Origin of the sequence: Calothrix sp. 336/3 (assembly GCF_000734895.2) — a bacterium.
GTDB lineage: Bacteria > Cyanobacteriota > Cyanobacteriia > Cyanobacteriales > Nostocaceae > 336-3.
Genome location: NZ_CP011382.1, coordinates 1,849,521 through 1,867,352 on the forward strand (window position 1 = coordinate 1,849,521; position 17,832 = coordinate 1,867,352).

13 protein-coding genes are annotated in these 17,832 nt (G+C 42.2%); 6 read left to right on the forward strand and 7 right to left on the reverse strand.

Annotation, left to right across the window (positions count from 1 at the left end):
• Positions 1-114: 114 nt before the first annotated feature.
• Both psaK and IJ00_RS07420 read left to right on the forward strand, forming a co-directional pair.
• Positions 115-363, forward strand: a complete 249-nt coding sequence (gene psaK / locus IJ00_RS07415) for a photosystem I reaction center subunit PsaK (protein ID WP_035158604.1) — start codon at positions 115-117, stop codon at positions 361-363.
• 1,173 nt (positions 364-1,536) lie between these two features.
• The gene (locus IJ00_RS07420; RefSeq protein ID WP_238178451.1) at positions 1,537-4,230 is read left to right on the forward strand and encodes an amino acid adenylation domain-containing protein; all 2,694 of its coding nucleotides are present in this window, start codon (positions 1,537-1,539) and stop codon (positions 4,228-4,230) included.
• Between the two features lie 410 nt (positions 4,231-4,640).
• Here IJ00_RS07420 and IJ00_RS07425 read toward each other — a convergent pair whose 3' ends face one another.
• The 3 genes from IJ00_RS07425 to IJ00_RS07435 all read right to left on the reverse strand — a co-directional run bounded on the left by IJ00_RS07425 (position 4,641) and on the right by IJ00_RS07435 (position 6,556).
• Positions 4,641-5,402, reverse strand: coding sequence for a pentapeptide repeat-containing protein (locus tag IJ00_RS07425; RefSeq protein WP_035151551.1), 762 nt, complete (start codon positions 5,400-5,402; stop codon positions 4,641-4,643).
• 49 nt (positions 5,403-5,451) lie between these two features.
• The gene (locus IJ00_RS07430; protein WP_035151555.1) at positions 5,452-6,093 is read right to left on the reverse strand and encodes a hypothetical protein; all 642 of its coding nucleotides are present in this window, start codon (positions 6,091-6,093) and stop codon (positions 5,452-5,454) included.
• 202 nt (positions 6,094-6,295) lie between these two features.
• Positions 6,296-6,556 carry a Nif11-like leader peptide family natural product precursor gene (locus tag IJ00_RS07435; RefSeq protein WP_035151558.1) on the reverse strand — a complete coding sequence of 87 codons (261 nt, stop codon included), beginning with the start codon at positions 6,554-6,556 and terminating at the stop codon, positions 6,296-6,298.
• Between the two features lie 387 nt (positions 6,557-6,943).
• On the opposite strand from IJ00_RS07435, the gene gcvT reads away from it, so the two are divergent.
• From gcvT to abc-f, 4 genes are all read left to right on the forward strand, one after another.
• Positions 6,944-8,077 carry a glycine cleavage system aminomethyltransferase GcvT gene (gcvT, locus tag IJ00_RS07440; RefSeq protein WP_035151561.1) on the forward strand — a complete coding sequence of 378 codons (1,134 nt, stop codon included), beginning with the start codon at positions 6,944-6,946 and terminating at the stop codon, positions 8,075-8,077.
• Positions 8,078-8,197: 120 nt separating this feature from the next.
• Positions 8,198-8,584: a glycine cleavage system protein GcvH gene (gcvH, locus tag IJ00_RS07445; RefSeq protein ID WP_035151564.1), complete on the forward strand. Its 387-nt coding sequence runs from the start codon at positions 8,198-8,200 to the stop codon at positions 8,582-8,584.
• Between the two features lie 207 nt (positions 8,585-8,791).
• Entirely contained in the window at positions 8,792-11,686 is a 2,895-nt protein-coding gene (gene gcvP, locus IJ00_RS07450) for an aminomethyl-transferring glycine dehydrogenase (RefSeq protein ID WP_035151567.1), read from the forward strand.
• A 759-nt stretch (positions 11,687-12,445) separates the two neighbouring features.
• Positions 12,446-14,071: a ribosomal protection-like ABC-F family protein gene (gene abc-f / locus IJ00_RS07460; RefSeq protein WP_238178452.1), complete on the forward strand. Its 1,626-nt coding sequence runs from the start codon at positions 12,446-12,448 to the stop codon at positions 14,069-14,071.
• 34 nt (positions 14,072-14,105) lie between these two features.
• On the opposite strand, the gene IJ00_RS07465 is transcribed toward abc-f, so the two are convergent.
• The 4 genes from IJ00_RS07465 to IJ00_RS07480 all read right to left on the reverse strand — a co-directional run bounded on the left by IJ00_RS07465 (position 14,106) and on the right by IJ00_RS07480 (position 17,524).
• Complete coding sequence (locus IJ00_RS07465) at positions 14,106-14,888, reverse strand: DUF4058 family protein (protein ID WP_035151573.1); 783 nt, start codon at positions 14,886-14,888, stop codon at positions 14,106-14,108.
• A 335-nt stretch (positions 14,889-15,223) separates the two neighbouring features.
• A complete protein-coding gene (locus tag IJ00_RS07470) occupies positions 15,224-15,553 on the reverse strand; it encodes a ribulose bisphosphate carboxylase small subunit (RefSeq protein ID WP_035151576.1) in 330 nt (109 codons plus the stop codon).
• 66 nt (positions 15,554-15,619) lie between these two features.
• Positions 15,620-16,009, reverse strand: coding sequence for a chaperonin family protein RbcX (locus IJ00_RS07475; RefSeq protein WP_035151579.1), 390 nt, complete (start codon positions 16,007-16,009; stop codon positions 15,620-15,622).
• Between the two features lie 84 nt (positions 16,010-16,093).
• Positions 16,094-17,524 (reverse strand): form I ribulose bisphosphate carboxylase large subunit, encoded by a 1,431-nt coding sequence (locus tag IJ00_RS07480; protein ID WP_035151581.1) that lies wholly within the window; start codon positions 17,522-17,524, stop codon positions 16,094-16,096.
• Between the last annotated feature and the right edge of the window lie 308 nt (positions 17,525-17,832).

Sequence of the window (17,832 nt, forward strand, 5' to 3'; positions counted from 1 at the left end):
TTCAATTTAAATAAGTTATCAATGATTTATTACCAATTACCCATTACTCATTACTCATTACCAGTCTATAATTTTTGTGGTCTAAAACCTTTTTTTTTAGGAGACAAAAGACTAATGTTATCAATTTTACTTGCTGCTGCATCTGTTCCCCCAACACCAGAATGGAACCCCACTGTTGGAATTATTATCAGCGTCACCTGTGCAGTGATTGTTTTACTCACCACTAAAATTCAACAACCCCTAGTTGGTCCAAAAATGCCAGGATTACCCCTAAGTGTACCAGCATTTGTCGGTGCCATGGCTTTTGGTCATTTAATCGGTATCGGGATTGTGTTAGGACTGACTAATATCGGTGTAATCTAAATTTCTTCATTCACCCTCGATAATCTTGTCAACAATTTTAGCAAGAATCTGCCCTAGGTGAGAAAATTAAGTTGCTTCACTATGAGCTTCAGGATGAAGTGTTGAGAGAAAATCAGATGATTTCTTGTTCCTCTTGATATCCTCTACCTGCTAATCAGAAGGAAGCAACTTTTTTTGTTGCATAAAAAATCTTATTGCATGATAATTTCCCACTTTGCCATCAAAATAGAAAAGTCAAGCTAGTTTACTGGTAATTACGAATAGATGAATTAATGAATATCTTTTCCTATGGTAATTGATATACTTTTGGAGAATAAAAAATATCAATAAATACGAATGTCTGCATATATTTTCATTGATTGGCGACAAAATTTATCAAATCTTCTTAATGTAATTAAATTTGAAAAATTCCAGTAACAATTTCCTAGTAGTCCATCGATAACAAAACAAGATGAAGGTATGACTCTGGAAGGATATTTCTTTTCTTGGGGACGAATATCTGGGTTAAGAAAAAATAAAAGTTCTATGAAGAAAAGGAAAAATACTGGTTTTGTTTCCGGAGTAGTTAGTAGAATTGCAGCAATGGATATACAGATAAAATAGTTTGCATAGATTACAGCTTATATTAATATACGGAGGTGTGAGTTATGCAATTAATTAGTCACAGCTATGGCAAAGTGCTTGGCTGAACTACTAACCAGAAGATTGAAATTAGATGTCATATCTTGCTTAATCTACCAATTTCCATTCCATTATCTGATTTACCCTGATTATTTGAATCGGGAAATATTCACCAGGATGTATGCAGTGATGTTCAACTGTTGAGGTAGTTATGCGGTTTTTTGGAGGAGTTTTTAGTTAGTAAATATTGACTAAAATACTTGTTTAATTGTGCATATTAGATATCCTGTTGTTGTCTTGTTTCGTGAGAATATCAAAAAATAGCGATCGCCCGATATAAAATCTGTCACAATCAGGAGTTATCAATATTGCAATGATGTCAAGATAACCCCTAAGGAATGTCACAGAAAATATAGATTAGCTAGAAAATCTTTGCTCAGATTGCATTTGCTCAAATACTCCTTGCCAAGAAAAATCTCAAAAGTTCTATAGATTACTTGCGGTGGTTTAATGAGTCATTTTTATCAATCACACAAATCTCAACTTCCTTTGATGAGAAACAATCGGAATGAGATTTACTCTAGTGTTCCCCTAACCTTTGCAAAATTTACCAAAGCGGATACAGAACAATCAATTCCTAGCCGTTTTGAACAACAGGTTCAGAAATACTCTGGCAATATCGCCATTAAAACGAAAACTACCACCCTCACATACCAACAGCTAAATCAAAAAGCCAATCAGATTGCCAGGTTAATATTGACACAAAAAGACTCAAATCAACAGGCGATCGCCCTACTTCTAGAACAAGGTGCAGACTTCATCGCTGCAATTTTTGCGGTCTTGAAACTTGGTAAAATCTACATACCCCTAGATGCTCAATTTCCCCGTCACCGATTAGAGTATATTCTGGCAGATTCCCAAGCACCTCTGATAATTACCAATACTCGTAACCTAGCATTAGCCCAGGAATTAGCCACCACAGAAAGCGAGATATATAATATTGACCAGATGAATCCAGAGATTGCCTCAGAAAATCTCGATTTAGAAATTTCCCCCGATACAGCTGCCTATATTATCTATACCAGTGGTTCTACAGGCAAACCTAAAGGAGTATTACAAAGTCATCGAAATGTGTTGCACTACTGCATGAACAACACCAATGCAATGCACATATGTTCCGAAGATAGAATGACATTGTTATATTCCTGTAGTGTTATGGGAGCAGTACGATGTATTTTTAATTCCTTACTCAATGGTGCGTCACTCTATACTTTGAATGTCAAAGAAGAGGGATTAAATCAACTTGTAAATTTGCTGATTCAAGAAAAAATCACCATTTATCATTCGGTTGCTACCCTATTTCGCCATTTTATCGACATCCTGACGGGAGAAGAAGAATTTCCTCACCTGCGAGTCATTAGATTAGGGGGTGAAGCAGCAGTACGCAGAGATGTTCAACTATACAGAAAATATTTCCCAGAGACTTGCCATTTCTACGCTAGTTTAGGTTCCACAGAAACGGGTACAACTCGCCATTTTTTAATTAATCACCAAACTCCCATTCACACCAGTACAGTACCCATTGGTTATCCGGTAGAGGATGTGGAAATTTTGCTCTTAGATGTAGAGGGGAACCCAGTTAAAGAGGGAGAAACGGGAGAAATTGTTGTTAAAAGTCGATACTTAGCACTTGGTTATTGGGGAAAACCAGAACTCACAAAAGCTGTATTTAAACCCTGTGCAGATGGAACAACTTTATACCATACGGGAGATTTGGGACGTATGGCAACAGATGGTTGTTTGATTCATATGGGTAGAAAAGATTTCCAGGTGAAAATTCGGGGTTTCCGCATTGAACTTGCAGAAATTGAAATGGCATTAATGGATACTGGAATTTTCAAGGAAACCGTTGTAATTACCAGGGAAGATACACCGGGAAATACCCATCTAGTTGCCTATCTCGTAACTTATCCAGGTAAGACAACAACAGTCAAGGAATTACGAGAAACTTTGCAGCATCAATTACCTGAGTACATGGTTCCCACTGCTTTTATCTTCTTAGAGAGGATTCCCTTAACACCCAATGGTAAGATTAATCGCTTAGCTTTACCAGTACCAGAATATGGGCAAACAGCATCAGAAGGTAGCTATATTGCACCCAGCGATCGCCTAGAAAGAGAATTACTAGAACTTTGGGAACAGGTGTTAGGAATCCAACCCATAGGAATGGAGGATAACTTCTTTGAATTAGGTGGACATTCTCTCATGGCAATCCAGTTATTTGCCCAAATCGAGAAAAAATTCCACAAACAATTACCCCTCGCAACTCTGATTAAATCCGCAACACCCAGAGCGATCGCCAAAATTATTCGCCAATCAGTTGATGATACCTACTCATCCCTAGTTGAACTCAAATCCTCAGGTTCCCGCAAACCATTATTTTTAATCCATCCCCTAGGAGGAGAAATTCTCTGTTATCGAGATTTAGTCAAATATCTAGACAAAGAGCAACCAGTCTATGCACTGCAACCCCTAGCGCTTGACGGTAAAAACCCTCCCCATACCTCAGTTTCAGAGATGGCAACTCACTACCTCCAAGCCATCCGTACTATACAACCCCAAGGTTCCTATGTTTTAGCAGGGTATTCCTTTGGTGGGATTGTCGCTTTTGAAATGGCACAACAATTGCACCAACAAGGAGAGGAAATAGCCAACTTAATTCTCTTAGATACCTCTCGTCCTGGCTATTCCAAGCGTTTGCCCTTCCTCCTACGTATACCCCTACACTTCCATAATTTTCTCCTCCACGGAACCGATTATCTCAAGGAAAAAATCATCAGTTGGGGACGATGGAAAAAACATCAACTTCAGGAAAAATACAAACAATTCTTGAAGGTGACACCCCATCTAGTAGATATCGCCACAGATTTATCAGAAGATGATCTCCACATCCAAGTCATTGAAGCAAACGCAGAAGCTTTAAGTAAGTACAATTTTCGACCCTACCCCGGTTCTCTGACTTTACTACGAACTGAGGACGAAGAAAGAGACCCCGGTTCGGGTATTGAATACGAACCCCTATTCGGTTGGGGAGAAATAGTTCTCGGTAATTTGGATGTTGATTTTATTCCCGGTTCCCATCTATCTATCCTGGAAGAACCCCATATCCAAGTACTGGCAGAAAAGTTACAAATGTCTTTAGATAAGACAAAAGTAAAGCAAGTAGTTGTAATGGGTAAGGAGTAGGGAGTAGTAGTCTGTCAATTTTGAATTGGGGGACATGGGGGACAAGGGGGATAAGGAGGATGAGGGGGATGAGGGGGACATGGGGGACAAGGGGGATAAGGAGGATGAGGGGGATGAGGGGGATGAGGGGGACATGGGGGAGATATCCCTCAAGTTAACCTTGACAGTGTAGTAGTATGTCTCTTGCAAAAATGCTTGAAATTTCATGTTGAGCAAAGGGAAATATCTCTAGTACAGGGTGGCTGAAATAAACCACCTCTTCCAAATGTCTGATACCATTTCACGAAAATAGTGAAACAGGTACAAACCCTGAAAGTCTGACTAGATAAGACTTTCTTAATTACGAATTACGACTTACGAATTACGAATTCCGCATAGCGGTACTAGAGATTCCTTGCTACACTGCATTTTCAAATAATTGCATCTTCTCCATAAATTGCCGATGCTATCTGTACAGAAGAAAGATATTTTGCCCATTGCAAATTTGCTCCTCGCAGGTTTGCCCCAGTCAAGTTTGCTCCTTTGAGATGAGTCCAGCGCAAGTCAGCTTGAGTTAAATCTGCTTGATGCAAGTTAGCTCGTAACAAGTATGCACCACTGAGATGAGCCTTTGTTAAATTTGCTTTATATAAATCTGCCTGATAAAAGTGAGCGGCGATCGCCTCTGCTTCGTAAAAATTTGCCTCACTCAATTGTGCAGCAATCAAATTCACCCCAATCAAACTTGCAAAAGCCAAATTACTGCGATGCAGTTTCGCTCCACCTAAGTCAGCACCATTGAGATTCGCACCTCGCAAATCTGTACCAATTAAATTAGTTTCCTCGCAAGTCGCCTCTTGCAAATTTGCCTCACTCAAATTCGCACCGATCAAATTCGCATGACTTAAATTCCCTTGAGTCAGGATAGCACCACTCAAATTACTGAGACTCAAATTTGACCTAGATAAATTTGCTGTCTGTAAATTCGCTTGGTATAAGTTTGCACTAGCTAATTCCCCATCGCTCAAATTAGCCTCTATCAGTAAAGTCTGACTCAAATCGACCCGACTTAAATTTAACCCTTGGAGGTCTGCCCCACACAGGTCTGGTGTAATTTGAGGGTATGTCTCTCGCCATTCATTCCAGGCGATCGCCCCCATTTTTAATATTGCCAGATGCTGAAAATTCGCCATTATCTCTCCATCAGGTTATATCTCACGCTTTCTGTGTTAGGTTTATCCCTCACTCCTGACGACCCGCTACAGGATTCAGACGACCTGGTACATTTTCAATAGCTGCTCTTGCCCCTGCCGCACCTGCCAGGATATCACGTTCATTTCCACCCAAATACAAACGTCCAAAACTACCCACCGCTTGCACTTCCAAAATATTAATCGCTGCGGCTTTTTCTGCTTCATTTGCCGCCAGTGCTGCATAAGCAGCTGGTTCCACTTCCAAAACATACAAAGTTTGCCCCGCCAAAAGCAACTGCCCCCGACGGCTACGATTAATCAACTGAGTTTGATACGCATCAATATTACGAATAATTTGACTGGAAACTACACGGGGTTTGAGACAATCCTCCCTCTTCACCCCCAACATAGCCAAAATCGCCTGACCAGCAGCCCGTGTTTCCCCTTGAGAACTAGAATGAATTTCCAATAAACCATACAAGCGTTCCACCACCTGCACTCCCGGACGCACAGAAGCAGATTTCACCGCCACATCCGTAATCCGATTAATCTCAATTCCTGGAGATATCTCAATCCATAAAGATGCATCCCCCGGCAAGGGTAAAAAACCTTGGGCTACAGTACCTATATATGCTGCGTGTTGAGCTTGTAGGCTATCCAGAAATACGAAACTGCGTAATTCTATTCCCAAGGCAATATTCTCCAGTCATCGAAGGTAAAGGTGTTTGTTGCAATATGTAACCTTAAACCTACCATTGAATAGGAGAAGGGGGAAGAGGCTAGGAAAAGGGGTGAGATAAATCAATCAAAAATTCCAAATAGGGAAAGGGCAAGCAAAATATATATAAAATCCATAACTTCAGCAGCATAGTTCCCCATTCCCTAATCTCTATTTAATAAGCAGAAATCTGCCTGTAGATAGATGTATTAATTGGCTCATCTAAATTGCTTACATCATCACCAAACCAAGCCGCATCTAATTCTCTTTCTGTGAAATCATAGCCCAGGCTAGCAGCAAAACTAATGACTTTAGCCTTATCCCAATGGCAACTACCAAAAAAACCACGATAACAACACTTATCGTAATACTTTTGATAAATTGATGTATCCGAGTTCAAAACTGCATAAAAAGCATTCACTTGTTCGAGGGACATAAATCGTCATCTCCATGAGTATGTTTTGTCACTAAACATTCAAAACTACACACAAATACCAGACCATTCCGTGAGAATCTCCACCCACAGACCTAAAGCTAAGAGTGACAATTAAAACCACAACTAGCTATCTTCATGAGGATTCTTGCTTTAATATCCGCAACTTACAAGCTGCTGCAAGGACAAAATATCAAGATGTTTGTAAAAATATTTTTGTTCCACAGAGAACATAGTTTCTTGGGTTTCTGTTATAGAAATTAATCAACAAAACATTGAGTTCTGTTTTATACATTTACTTAGAATAATTGAGAGGAATACTTAGCTTTAATTGCTACCAATTAAAAAATGTAGGATATAAAGATGTTGAACTCAATATAAAAACGCATCGTGGCGAACCAAGTAGACACAAACCTGCTCCGTACACCCTTGTACCCCCTTATCCAAGACCTCAAAGCACGTTTTACTAGCTTTGGTGGTTGGGATATGCCTGTACAATTTAGTGGCATCACTACGGAACACATGGCAGTCAGAAATGCTGCCGGAATCTTCGATATTTCCCACATGGGTAAGTTTATTCTCCAAGGCAAAAATCTGGTAGAGGAACTGCAAAAGCTTGTGCCCTCAGACCTCCAACGGTTACAACTTGGGCAGGCACAATATACAGTCCTACTTAATCAGCAAGCAGGTATTATTGATGACATTATTTTTTATTACCAAGGAGAAACAGAAACAGGAGAACAAAGGGGATTAGTAATTGTTAATGCTGCTACCACGGATAAAGATAAAGCTTGGTTCCTAGAGCATTTAGATACTAGTAATCTCAATTTTCAAGATATTTCCCGTGAAAAAGTCCTAATTGCCATCCAGGGACCCGAAGCATTAAATTATCTACAACCCTTTGTAGCAGAAGAACTCGCTTCTATTAAAGCTTTTGGACATTTAGAAACCACTATCCTCGCACAACCGGCTTTTATTGCTCGCACAGGTTACACGGGAGAGGATGGATTTGAGGTGATGGTAGACGCGGAATGTGGGATACAACTCTGGCAAAAACTTGTAGACGCAGGTGTTACCCCCTGTGGACTCGGTGCCAGGGATACCCTACGCTTAGAAGCGGCAATGGCATTATATGGACAGGATATTGATGATACAACCACACCCTTAGAAGCTGGTTTAGGTTGGTTAGTGCATCTTGATAGTAAGGGTGATTTTATCGGCAAGTCTCTATTAGAACAGCAAAAAGCACTGGGATTGTCCCGTCGGTTAGTGGGATTGCAAATGTCAGGACGAAATATTGCTCGTCATGGATACCCGATTCTCTCTGAGGGGAAGGTTGTAGGAGAAGTTAGCAGTGGGACTTTATCACCAACTTTGGGTTATCCTGTGGCTTTAGGTTATGTTCCAGCGAATTTAGCAAATATCGGTCAGGAATTAGCAGTAGAAATACGTGGTAAAAGCTATCCCGCAGTTGTTGTGAAGCGTCCGTTTTATCGTTCCCCCAGTCGTCTAGGGAAGGGTTAAGCAAGCAGGAGCAGGGTATTTTTCTATTACCCTTACCCATTACCATTATTTGCAATTTTGCATTGATTCTCCCCTTGCCATGCTAATTTGTTTGATGTGATGGAGGCTAATCAAAGTACTATGTCTTTTGAATACCCTGAAGATTTACGTTATTTAGACACCCATGAGTATGTCCGGTTAGAGGGAGAAATCGCCACTATCGGAATTACTGCCTTTGCTGTGGATCAGTTGGGTGATATTGTCTTCTTAGAACTGCCAGAAGTTGGTGACGCTGTGAATAAGGGTGATACCTTTGGTAGCGTGGAGTCAGTGAAAGCGGTAGAAGATTTAAATTCTCCGGTAACTGGAACTGTGATTGAACGGAATGATGGTATGGTTGAATCACCGGAACTAGTTGGTGAAGACCCCTACGGTGAGGGTTGGTTGCTGAAAGTGCGTGTGAATGACCCCGATGAAATCAATGATGCGATGACTGCGAGTGAGTATAGTAGTCAAGTGGAAGGGTAGTCGTGTACGGGGAATTTGGGATTGGTGATTAGGGATTTGAGATTGTCAGTGACTGACTATCCACTGGTGTAGGGTTAAAAGTTTTCTTTTAGCCCTTATTTATCCGGAAAAACTGTATAAAGTTTAGATAAACTGCTGACGAGGTTCTCACGTCTCCAATATACTTGTTGCAAAATATTAAATATAGTTACATTCGGAGAGCAATTCGTGGTAGCATCCGCTCCTCTTTCTCACCCCAGCAGCCCAGAAAATTTCGGCGATCGCCCGGAAAATTCCCCAAGCTCTAGTGATTTTCCTGCACGACATATCGGTGTAAGCACGGAAGATATTCCCCAGATGTTGGATGTGTTGGGAGTCGCTAGTTTAGATGATTTAATTAGCAAAACCGTACCCCAAGGCATTCGTCTGGCTCAGAGTCTGAATTTACCCGCAGCTAAAAGTGAATACGCGGCTCTCCAGCATCTGAAAGAAATCGCATCCCAAAATAAAATATACCGTTCCTTTATCGGTATGGGGTACTACGATACCATCACCCCCACCGTAATTTTGCGGAATATCCTCGAAAATCCCGGTTGGTATACAGCTTACACCCCCTATCAGCCAGAAATTGCCCAGGGACGGTTAGAAGCTTTGCTCAACTTCCAAACTATGATTATTGACTTGACAGGTTTGGAAATTGCCAATGCATCCCTCCTAGATGAGGCAACCGCAGCTGCGGAAGCGATGACTCTCAGTTACGGTGTCTGTAAAAATCAGGCAACTAGCTTCTTTGTCTCCCATGACTGTCATCCCCAAACGATTGAGGTACTACAAACTAGAGCCAAACCCCTAGGTATCAACATTATTGTTGGCGATCGCCACAGCTTTGATTTCTCCCAACCAATTTTCGGGGCAATTCTCCAATACCCTGCCACCGATGGCAGTATCTACGATTACCGCGCTTTTGTGGAAAAAGCCCATGCTGTGGGAGCATTGGTAACGGTAGCCGCAGACCCCTTAAGTCTGACTTTATACACTCCCCCCGGTGAATTTGGAGCAGATATCGCCGTCGGTAGCACCCAGCGCTTCGGTGTTCCCCTGGGTTACGGTGGTCCCCATGCTGCCTATTTTGCCACTAAAGAAGCATATAAACGCCAAGTTCCCGGACGCATTGTGGGGGTATCTAAGGATATCCACGGTAAGCCAGCATTACGTTTAGCACTGCAAACCCGCGAACAACATATTCGTCGAGAAAAAGCTACCAGCAATATCTGCACCGCCCAGGTATTACTTGCAGTCATCGCCAGTATGTACGCTGTATATCATGGTGCTGCTGGTTTAAAACGTATTGCCCAGGATATTCACCAGAAAACTACCACCCTGGCAGCTGGATTAACTCATCTTGGTTACAAAATCACCACGGAAACCTTTTTTGACACCCTGAAAGTTGAACTAGGTAAAACTCAGCTGTCAGATATTCTCGCCGCTTGCGAAGCTAAAACCATCAATATCCGGGTATTTGATACTAATACTGTCGGTATTTCCCTGGATGAAACCACAACCCTAGGAGATATCCAAGATTTACTAGAAGTCTTTGCTCCTTCTGCTGTCCTCCCCTCCCCGGTTTCCCCTTCCCCCTCTCCCCTATTACGGAATTCCCCCTTTCTAAACCATCCTGTCTTCAACAAATATCATTCAGAAACCGAACTACTCCGCTATATCCACCGCCTCCAAGCTAAGGATTTATCCCTAACGACATCCATGATTCCCCTGGGTTCATGTACGATGAAGTTAAACGCCACATCTGAAATGATACCCGTAACCTGGGCAGAATTCGGCAAGCTCCACCCCTTTGCACCCAGTTCCCAAACCCAGGGTTATGCCACTCTCTGCCAACAGTTAGAAACTTGGTTAGGAGAAATTACTGGCTTTGCAGGGGTCTCTCTCCAACCCAATGCTGGTTCCCAGGGCGAGTATGCCGGATTACTAGTAATTCAGCAGTATCACGCAAATCGGGGAGAATCACACCGCAATGTTTGCCTGATTCCTACCTCTGCCCATGGCACAAACCCTGCTAGTGCGGTAATGTGTGGGATGAAGGTGGTAGCTGTTGCCTGTGATGACCAGGGTAATATTGATGTGGATGATTTACGGGCAAAAGCCCAGCAGCACAGTTCCGAGCTAGCAGCTTTGATGGTGACATATCCCTCCACCCATGGTGTATTTGAAACCGCGATTCAGGAAATTTGTGCCATAGTTCACAACCACGGTGGACAAGTGTACATGGATGGGGCAAATATGAATGCCCAAGTAGGATTATGTCGCCCCGGTGACATCGGTGCTGATGTTTGTCACCTCAACCTACACAAAACCTTCTGTATTCCCCATGGTGGTGGTGGTCCCGGTGTCGGTCCAATTGGAGTTGCTGCCCATCTGGTTCCCTTCCTCCCTGGACATTCCGTGGTAAGTTTGGGTGATACCGCCAGTATCGGGGCAGTTTCCGCCGCTCCCTGGGGTAGTGCGAGTATCTTGGTGATTTCTTGGATGTATATTGTGATGATGGGGGCAACCGGGTTAACTACGGCTACCCAGGTGGCAATCCTGAATGCTAATTACATTGCCAAGAGATTAGAGAATTATTACCCGGTATTGTATAAAGGGGAACATGGTTTTGTCGCCCATGAATGTATTTTAGATTTACGTGCTTTGAAAAAATCCGCCAATATCGAAATTGATGATGTGGCAAAACGCTTGATGGATTACGGTTTCCATGCGCCTACGGTGTCTTGGCCCGTGGCAGGTACGATTATGGTAGAGCCAACGGAAAGTGAATCTCTAGAGGAACTAGACCGTTTTTGTGATGCGTTGATTGCCATTCGGGAAGAGATTGCCGAAATTGAAAGCGGAAAGGCAGATATGCAGGATAATCTCTTGAAAAATGCTCCCCATACAGCAGAAAGTTTGATTAGTGGGGAATGGAGTCATCCTTACTCCCGCGATCGCGCTGCTTACCCCGCACCTTGGACTAGAGAACATAAGTTCTGGGTTGCTGTCGGTAGAATTGATGCTGCTTTTGGAGATAGGAATTTTGTTTGCTCCTGTTTACCCATGGACGCATATTAAATCAGTCAGCAGTTATTTTGCTGGTGGTGAATAATTCAATACGGTTCAGTGAATGAGATTTAGTTTCGGAGGATTCCCCCAACCCCCTTAAAAAGCTATCCATTACCCGGATCTTTCACAACATTTACGAGAGCATTCACTCACGCTTTTCTAATACCAATTTGAAAAAACAATACGACATATGGACAAAACCCCTCCCCAGCTCTCCCGATTTCGGGGAGGGTGCCCGATAGGGCGGGTGGGGTATCTGTCGTAAACATTTTTTGAATCGGTATAACCCTGATTCCTTCGTCGTCAATTCTCAATAAAAACCCTATTTTAGCGAGATGATTAAGAAGCAATCTGTGAAGTATGCCTGACACATCAGTGTTCAATATGACTACAAAGCAAGGGTTTCAGAATTGTTAAGAAAGATGTGACTAATGGGTAGCTTTTGAAGGAGGGTTAGGGAGAATCAAGTCTTAACTGAACTGTATTGAATTAAAAAGTAGAATATTTCTCAGGTTGATTCCGAAATTGTTTACACTACAGTGTAGTATATAAAGTATAGAGTCAATTGAAATTTACGAACATGAAGATTACTCCCCGTCGCTAACCCAGGTACACAGCCGATAGAATATATGCCATATCAACGCCAAATAGGTGGGAATACGACCATATTTGGGACAATATTGGCTTCGATGATTTGACCCAGGGAAGCGACTTCTTGATAGTACTGCGTTACAGTCTCGCTCTACAAAGACTGCCCGGTAAACCAAGATGGAGCATCAAATATATATGTATATGCATTCCCCCACAGTTCTCAATGGGAGTAACTTGAGTTACGAACTTCCTAGTTTGGGAACATTACCTCGAATATTATTTCAAAATGTTAATGTTACCATTCATCAAGATTCTCGCATTGGATTAATTGCTGCCAATGGAATGGGAAAATCCACATTTTTGAAAATATTAGCGGGAGAAATTATTCCCCAGCAGGGAACAGTCACGAGGATGGGTAGTGTTTTTTATCTACCTCAAATTAGTACCTTGGATTTGCAGGTATCTCAGAATTCTGTACTTGATTGGCTTTCTTCCCATAGTGATGAATGGTGGACAATAACGGCATTATTGGCGGAAAAATTTGCTATGGAACTTGTTTTATCCCAACCTTTAAGTAGTTTAAGTGGTGGGGAATTAACAAAACTATGGTTAGCCCATGCACTCTCGAAACAACCGGATATCTTATTGCTAGATGAACCGACTAACCATTTAGACTTACCGGGTTTGGAGCAGTTGGAGAGAGCTTTACAAGGTTTTTGCGGTGCTGTGGTGATTGTTTCCCACAAGCCATTTTTTCTCGATCGCGTTGTCAGTCGAATTTGGGAATTAACCCCTGGAAAAATTCAGGTGTACGGAGGTAACTATACTTTTTGGCGATCGCAAAAGGAAATCGCAGAGGAAAATGCTCTACGTCTCCATGAAGTCGCGAGAAAACAACTCCAGCAAGCTGAAACTGCGGCACAAAAGGAAGAACAGCGAGCTGCCCAATCTCGACAGCAGGGTAGAAAAAATGCAGGTAGTATTCCCAAAATTATTGCCAGTGAGAAAAAAAGAAGTGCAGAAGTGACAGCCGGAATTGCTAAGAAAAAGCATGAAGCATTGCTGGAAAAAGCCCATCAAAAAGTTTTAGAAACGAGAATCCCAACGACAAAATGTGCTTTCATTCAACTCGAAGAAGTCAGTCACAAACAGAGAAATCTGATCAACATCCAGGGAGCTAATCTCAGCTTAGGTAGTCGTCTGTTAATCAAAAATATTCAGTTGCATATTGCCTCAGGTGATCGGGTGGCGATCGCTGGTGTGAATGGTTCAGGAAAATCGAGTCTAGCAAAGGCAATTCTAGGAATTGACAAAGGGATTTTCACCGGGGGTGAAGTGGCGATCGCATCCTCAATGAAAATTGTGTACCTAGATCAAAACTATCAATTAGTTAACAGAAGTGCAACAGTTCTGGAGAATATGCAACTAGTCAATCCCAAATTGAATTATCAACTACACCGACAACAATTAGGGCATTTTCTCTTCTGTCATGATGCAGTTTACAAACCAGCATCATCCTTGAGTGGAGGAGAATTAGCCAGATTAGCCATGGCAATGATTAGTGTTGCTGCAATTGATTTGTTAATTTTGGATGAACCCACAAATAACCTAGACTTGCTAACTATCAACCAATTTGTAGATGGGTTAAATGCATTTTCTGGTGCAATCTGGGTAATTTCCCACGATATCGATTTTCAAAGTCGCATTGGTATTACCCAAGCCTATCACATCAAAAACCATCAACTGCAACCTCTCACCTATTTACCAAAAGATAGAGAAAAATATTATCAAGAATTGCTGTAATTTCAATTTGAAATAAAAATATGACTTCCCACTACTAGAATCCTTGAGCTTTTAGCAACTCATTCACCCAAACCCAACTTTCTACTGAGAGAGCAGGTATGGGTTGTTGCTCATAATCAATTACCAAATCATAGTTACCTTCATCATATAATTCGCTAATTAAAGTCTGTATTTCCAACAATGGCTCTGTATCACTTTCACGTAAAGGTAAGAAAAAAGAAGGTATGGGATTTTGCAAATTAAATGGGTATAAATCTGCTTTGGGACGCTGGGATGCACGACTAACTAAAATCCGATAGTCAGTTTGAATATTATTTTGTATTTGCTGAATTGGCTTACCATCTCGTAACAAATCAATTTCTACTAAATTCGTATAACTTCCTAAAATCTGTAAGCGCTTTTTCATGTAAGCATTTCGTCCTTCCCCGGAACGCTTATTCTTAGGAGAAAGAATTTCAATTACAGTTACGACTTCTTTGGTGCTGACATCTCGCACTTCTAAATAAGTTTCTTTAACTATTTCTGGCATTGTCACATCAACTGTCACAGCTTCAATGACTGGAGATGCAACAGCAACAGTCGCTGGTTCTGGTGGTTGTATTTTTTGGACATTCTGAACTGCCACATCCGCAACACCAACTAGAAGTGCATCTTCATCTGTTGTTTGGTATACTCGCTTTTCAATGGCAACTTTGTACTTTGGACGCAATTGAGGGTTGAGTTTCCTAAAAATTGCCGCGATGAGCAGATTATGAATTTCCGACCAAAATAGGGGATTTTCTAAATAAGGGTTCATTCCTGGAAACGGTGAAGCCATAGTAGTACCTCCAGCAAATTTTAACTCTCGACAAAAATTTAGGGTACAGGACTTACGCAAGGACTACGCATTAACGTCATTGCGACGTAAGGAAGCAATCTCAAAGCCTCGTTTTCTCGTTACACTTACGTAAGTCCTAGGGTATTTATAATTAGGTACTAAATGAATTAAAAATCAAAGTTCTTAACTGAATTATATCCGGGCTAAAATTTTTATCCTCACTTCCATAACAAAAAGAGGTAGATAATTCTACCTCTCCTAAAGAAAATATATTTATCTGAAAATAACGAGCAAAAATCAAATTTTCCTGACTTTTACCTGCTATCTGCTAGATTTTAGTATCTGCCGGGTTTGTGAACGATGAAGCTCAATACTTGGCACTGTTTAATGTTGTCGAAACCAACAACACGGATGTAGCAGTTGCTGTACTGAGAACGACATTGTTGTACTTCACCCAATACTTCTTGAGTGCTGCGAGCATTGAACAAAGGCAATTTCCACATTGTCCAGTAGAACTCGGTGGGTTCAGATTGCTCGTTGAATTCAACAGCAGGAATGTAACCTTGGTTGAGGATGTACTGCACTTGCTTGGTGATTTGAACATCACTCAGGGGTGGCAAGTAAGAAAGGGTCTCGAAACGACGCTCTTTTGGTAAAGTTTGCATGGCTGATGAGTCGTAATGTTTAACTACTTTTCGAGCAGCTATCAGCAAAGGTTCCACTGCTAATAGCTAATGGGAAATATTGTCTGAACTGGGTTCCTGTGGACTGGGTGCGGACAAATCCAACTGCGTCATCCGTTCTAGATGTTGCTTGCGGTGTTCCATGTTTGCCTGCTGAATTCCTGTACATACCATCTCTGGCAGGAATTCTGCCACCTCCTCAGCGATATGCTCTCTAACTATCATCAGCCGCAGCGCCAAATCTGGCTTTTCCTGAAAGAGTTCTTCGATGTACGCTTCACCATCTTGAATTCTTGCTGTAGCTGTAAACTGATGCAGCCAATGCGCTAAGGGAGGATTGGTTTCACTGAGTTGAGCTAACACTGTTCTGGCTGCCTGATATGTCAGATAGCTTTGTAACGTCTTAGCTGTGTCCTTCGCAATTTGTTTGATATCCATGCCTGACCCAGCCCCAATGAATTTTAAAATTTGGACTTTAGATTTTAGATATGTCTAAAATCCAAAATCGCAAATCTCAAATCATCAGACGGTATCCATCGCTTCAAACTCGAACTTGATTTCTTTCCAAAGTTCGCAAGCAGCAGCCAATTCAGGAGACCACTTACAAGCTTCGCGGATAACATCGTTACCTTCACGAGCCAAGTTACGACCTTCGTTACGTGCTTGGATACAAGCTTCCAGAGCAACACGGTTAGCGGTTGCACCAGGTGCATTACCCCAGGGGTGTCCGAGAGTACCACCACCAAATTGCAGTACGGAATCATCACCGAAGATTTCTACCAGTGCGGGCATGTGCCATACGTGGATACCACCAGAAGCAACTGCCATTACACCGGGCATAGAAGCCCAATCTTGGGTGAAGTAAATACCGCGAGATTTGTCTTGTTCTACGTAATTTTCGCGCAGTAGGTCAACAAAACCCATCGTAATACCGCGCTCACCCTCTAGCTTACCGACCACCGTACCTGTGTGAATATGGTCACCACCAGACATCCGTAAGCACTTAGCTAATACACGGAAGTGGATACCATGGTTTTTCTGACGGTCAATTACCGCGTGCATTGCTCGGTGGATGTGAAGCAACAAACCGTTGTCACGACACCATCTTGCCAGAGTTGTGTTGGCGGTAAAACCTGCGGTCAAGTAGTCATGCATGATGATGGGCATACCAAGTTCTTTTGCGAACTCAGCACGTTTCATCATTTCTTCGCAGGTGGGTGCAGTCACGTTCAGGTAGTGACCTTTGATTTCCCCTGTTTCAGCTTGGGATTTGTGGATCGCATCAGCTACAAACAGGAAGCGATCGCGCCAACGTTGGAAAGGTTGGGAGTTGATGTTTTCGTCGTCTTTGGTGAAGTCCAAACCACCACGTAAACACTCGTATACCGCACGACCGTAGTTCTTAGCAGATAGACCGAGCTTGGGTTTGATGGTACAACCTAACAGAGGACGACCGTATTTGTTTAATTTGTCACGCTCTACTTGGATACCGTGGGGAGGTCCTTGGAAGGTCTTCAAGTAAGCAACGGGGATACGTAAATCTTCTAAACGTAATGCCCGCAGTGCTTTAAAACCGAATACGTTACCTACAATGGAGGTCAACATATTGGTTACAGAACCTTCCTCGAACAAGTCCAAAGGATAGGCAACGTAAGCAATGTACTGGTTATCTTCACCGGGAACTGCCTCGATATCATAACAACGACCTTTGTAGCGATCGAGGTCGGTGAGCAAGTCAGTCCATACAGTTGTCCAAGTACCTGTGGAAGACTCAGCAGCTACAGCAGCACCTGCTTCTTCGGGAGGAACTCCGGGTTGGGGAGTCATCCGGAAAGCAGCAAGAATATCTGTATCTTTAGGTGTGTAATCGGGTGTGTAATAAGTCAGTCTGTAATCTTTAACCCCGGCTTGATATCCGGATTTAGCCTGAGTCTTCGTTTGAGCGTAAGACATACTTTTCCTTCCAAGAAGTCACTCTTTCTACCGCAAACTACGCCGCGCACAAGTTTAACTAACGCCACAAACCCCTGCTGAACAGGAGAAAAAAGGAACATTTTTCTACTAAAAACCATCTTTGGAGATGCGACTCCCCACAGATATTATCTGGTGAAAGCTAAAATAAACATAGGAAAAAATCGCCCCTGTAATTAACAGGAACTTCCCCCTAAACCTTTGCTTTTTCCTCGCCTCAGAAAGAAAAACTCTCTTTTATCTGCTCTCGCTCCTACTCAACTTTTTGTCGCCTAAATAAATAAATATGA

Bases quoted from the DNA above. Each gene is read 5' to 3' on its own strand.
- IJ00_RS07420 (WP_238178451.1), top strand. From the start codon at position 1,537: ATGAGAAACAATCGGAATGAGATTTACTCTAGTGTTCCCCTAACCTTT.
- IJ00_RS07425 (WP_035151551.1), bottom strand. From the start codon at position 5,402: ATGGCGAATTTTCAGCATCTGGCAATATTAAAAATGGGGGCGATCGCC.
- abc-f (WP_238178452.1), top strand. From the start codon at position 12,446: ATGGAGCATCAAATATATATGTATATGCATTCCCCCACAGTTCTCAAT.
- IJ00_RS07480 (WP_035151581.1), bottom strand. From the start codon at position 17,524: ATGTCTTACGCTCAAACGAAGACTCAGGCTAAATCCGGATATCAAGCC.
- IJ00_RS07470 (WP_035151576.1), bottom strand. From the start codon at position 15,553: ATGCAAACTTTACCAAAAGAGCGTCGTTTCGAGACCCTTTCTTACTTG.
- psaK (WP_035158604.1), top strand. From the start codon at position 115: ATGTTATCAATTTTACTTGCTGCTGCATCTGTTCCCCCAACACCAGAA.
- gcvH (WP_035151564.1), top strand. From the start codon at position 8,198: ATGTCTTTTGAATACCCTGAAGATTTACGTTATTTAGACACCCATGAG.
- IJ00_RS07435 (WP_035151558.1), bottom strand. From the start codon at position 6,556: ATGTCCCTCGAACAAGTGAATGCTTTTTATGCAGTTTTGAACTCGGAT.
- IJ00_RS07475 (WP_035151579.1), bottom strand. From the start codon at position 16,009: ATGGATATCAAACAAATTGCGAAGGACACAGCTAAGACGTTACAAAGC.
- IJ00_RS07465 (WP_035151573.1), bottom strand. From the start codon at position 14,888: ATGGCTTCACCGTTTCCAGGAATGAACCCTTATTTAGAAAATCCCCTA.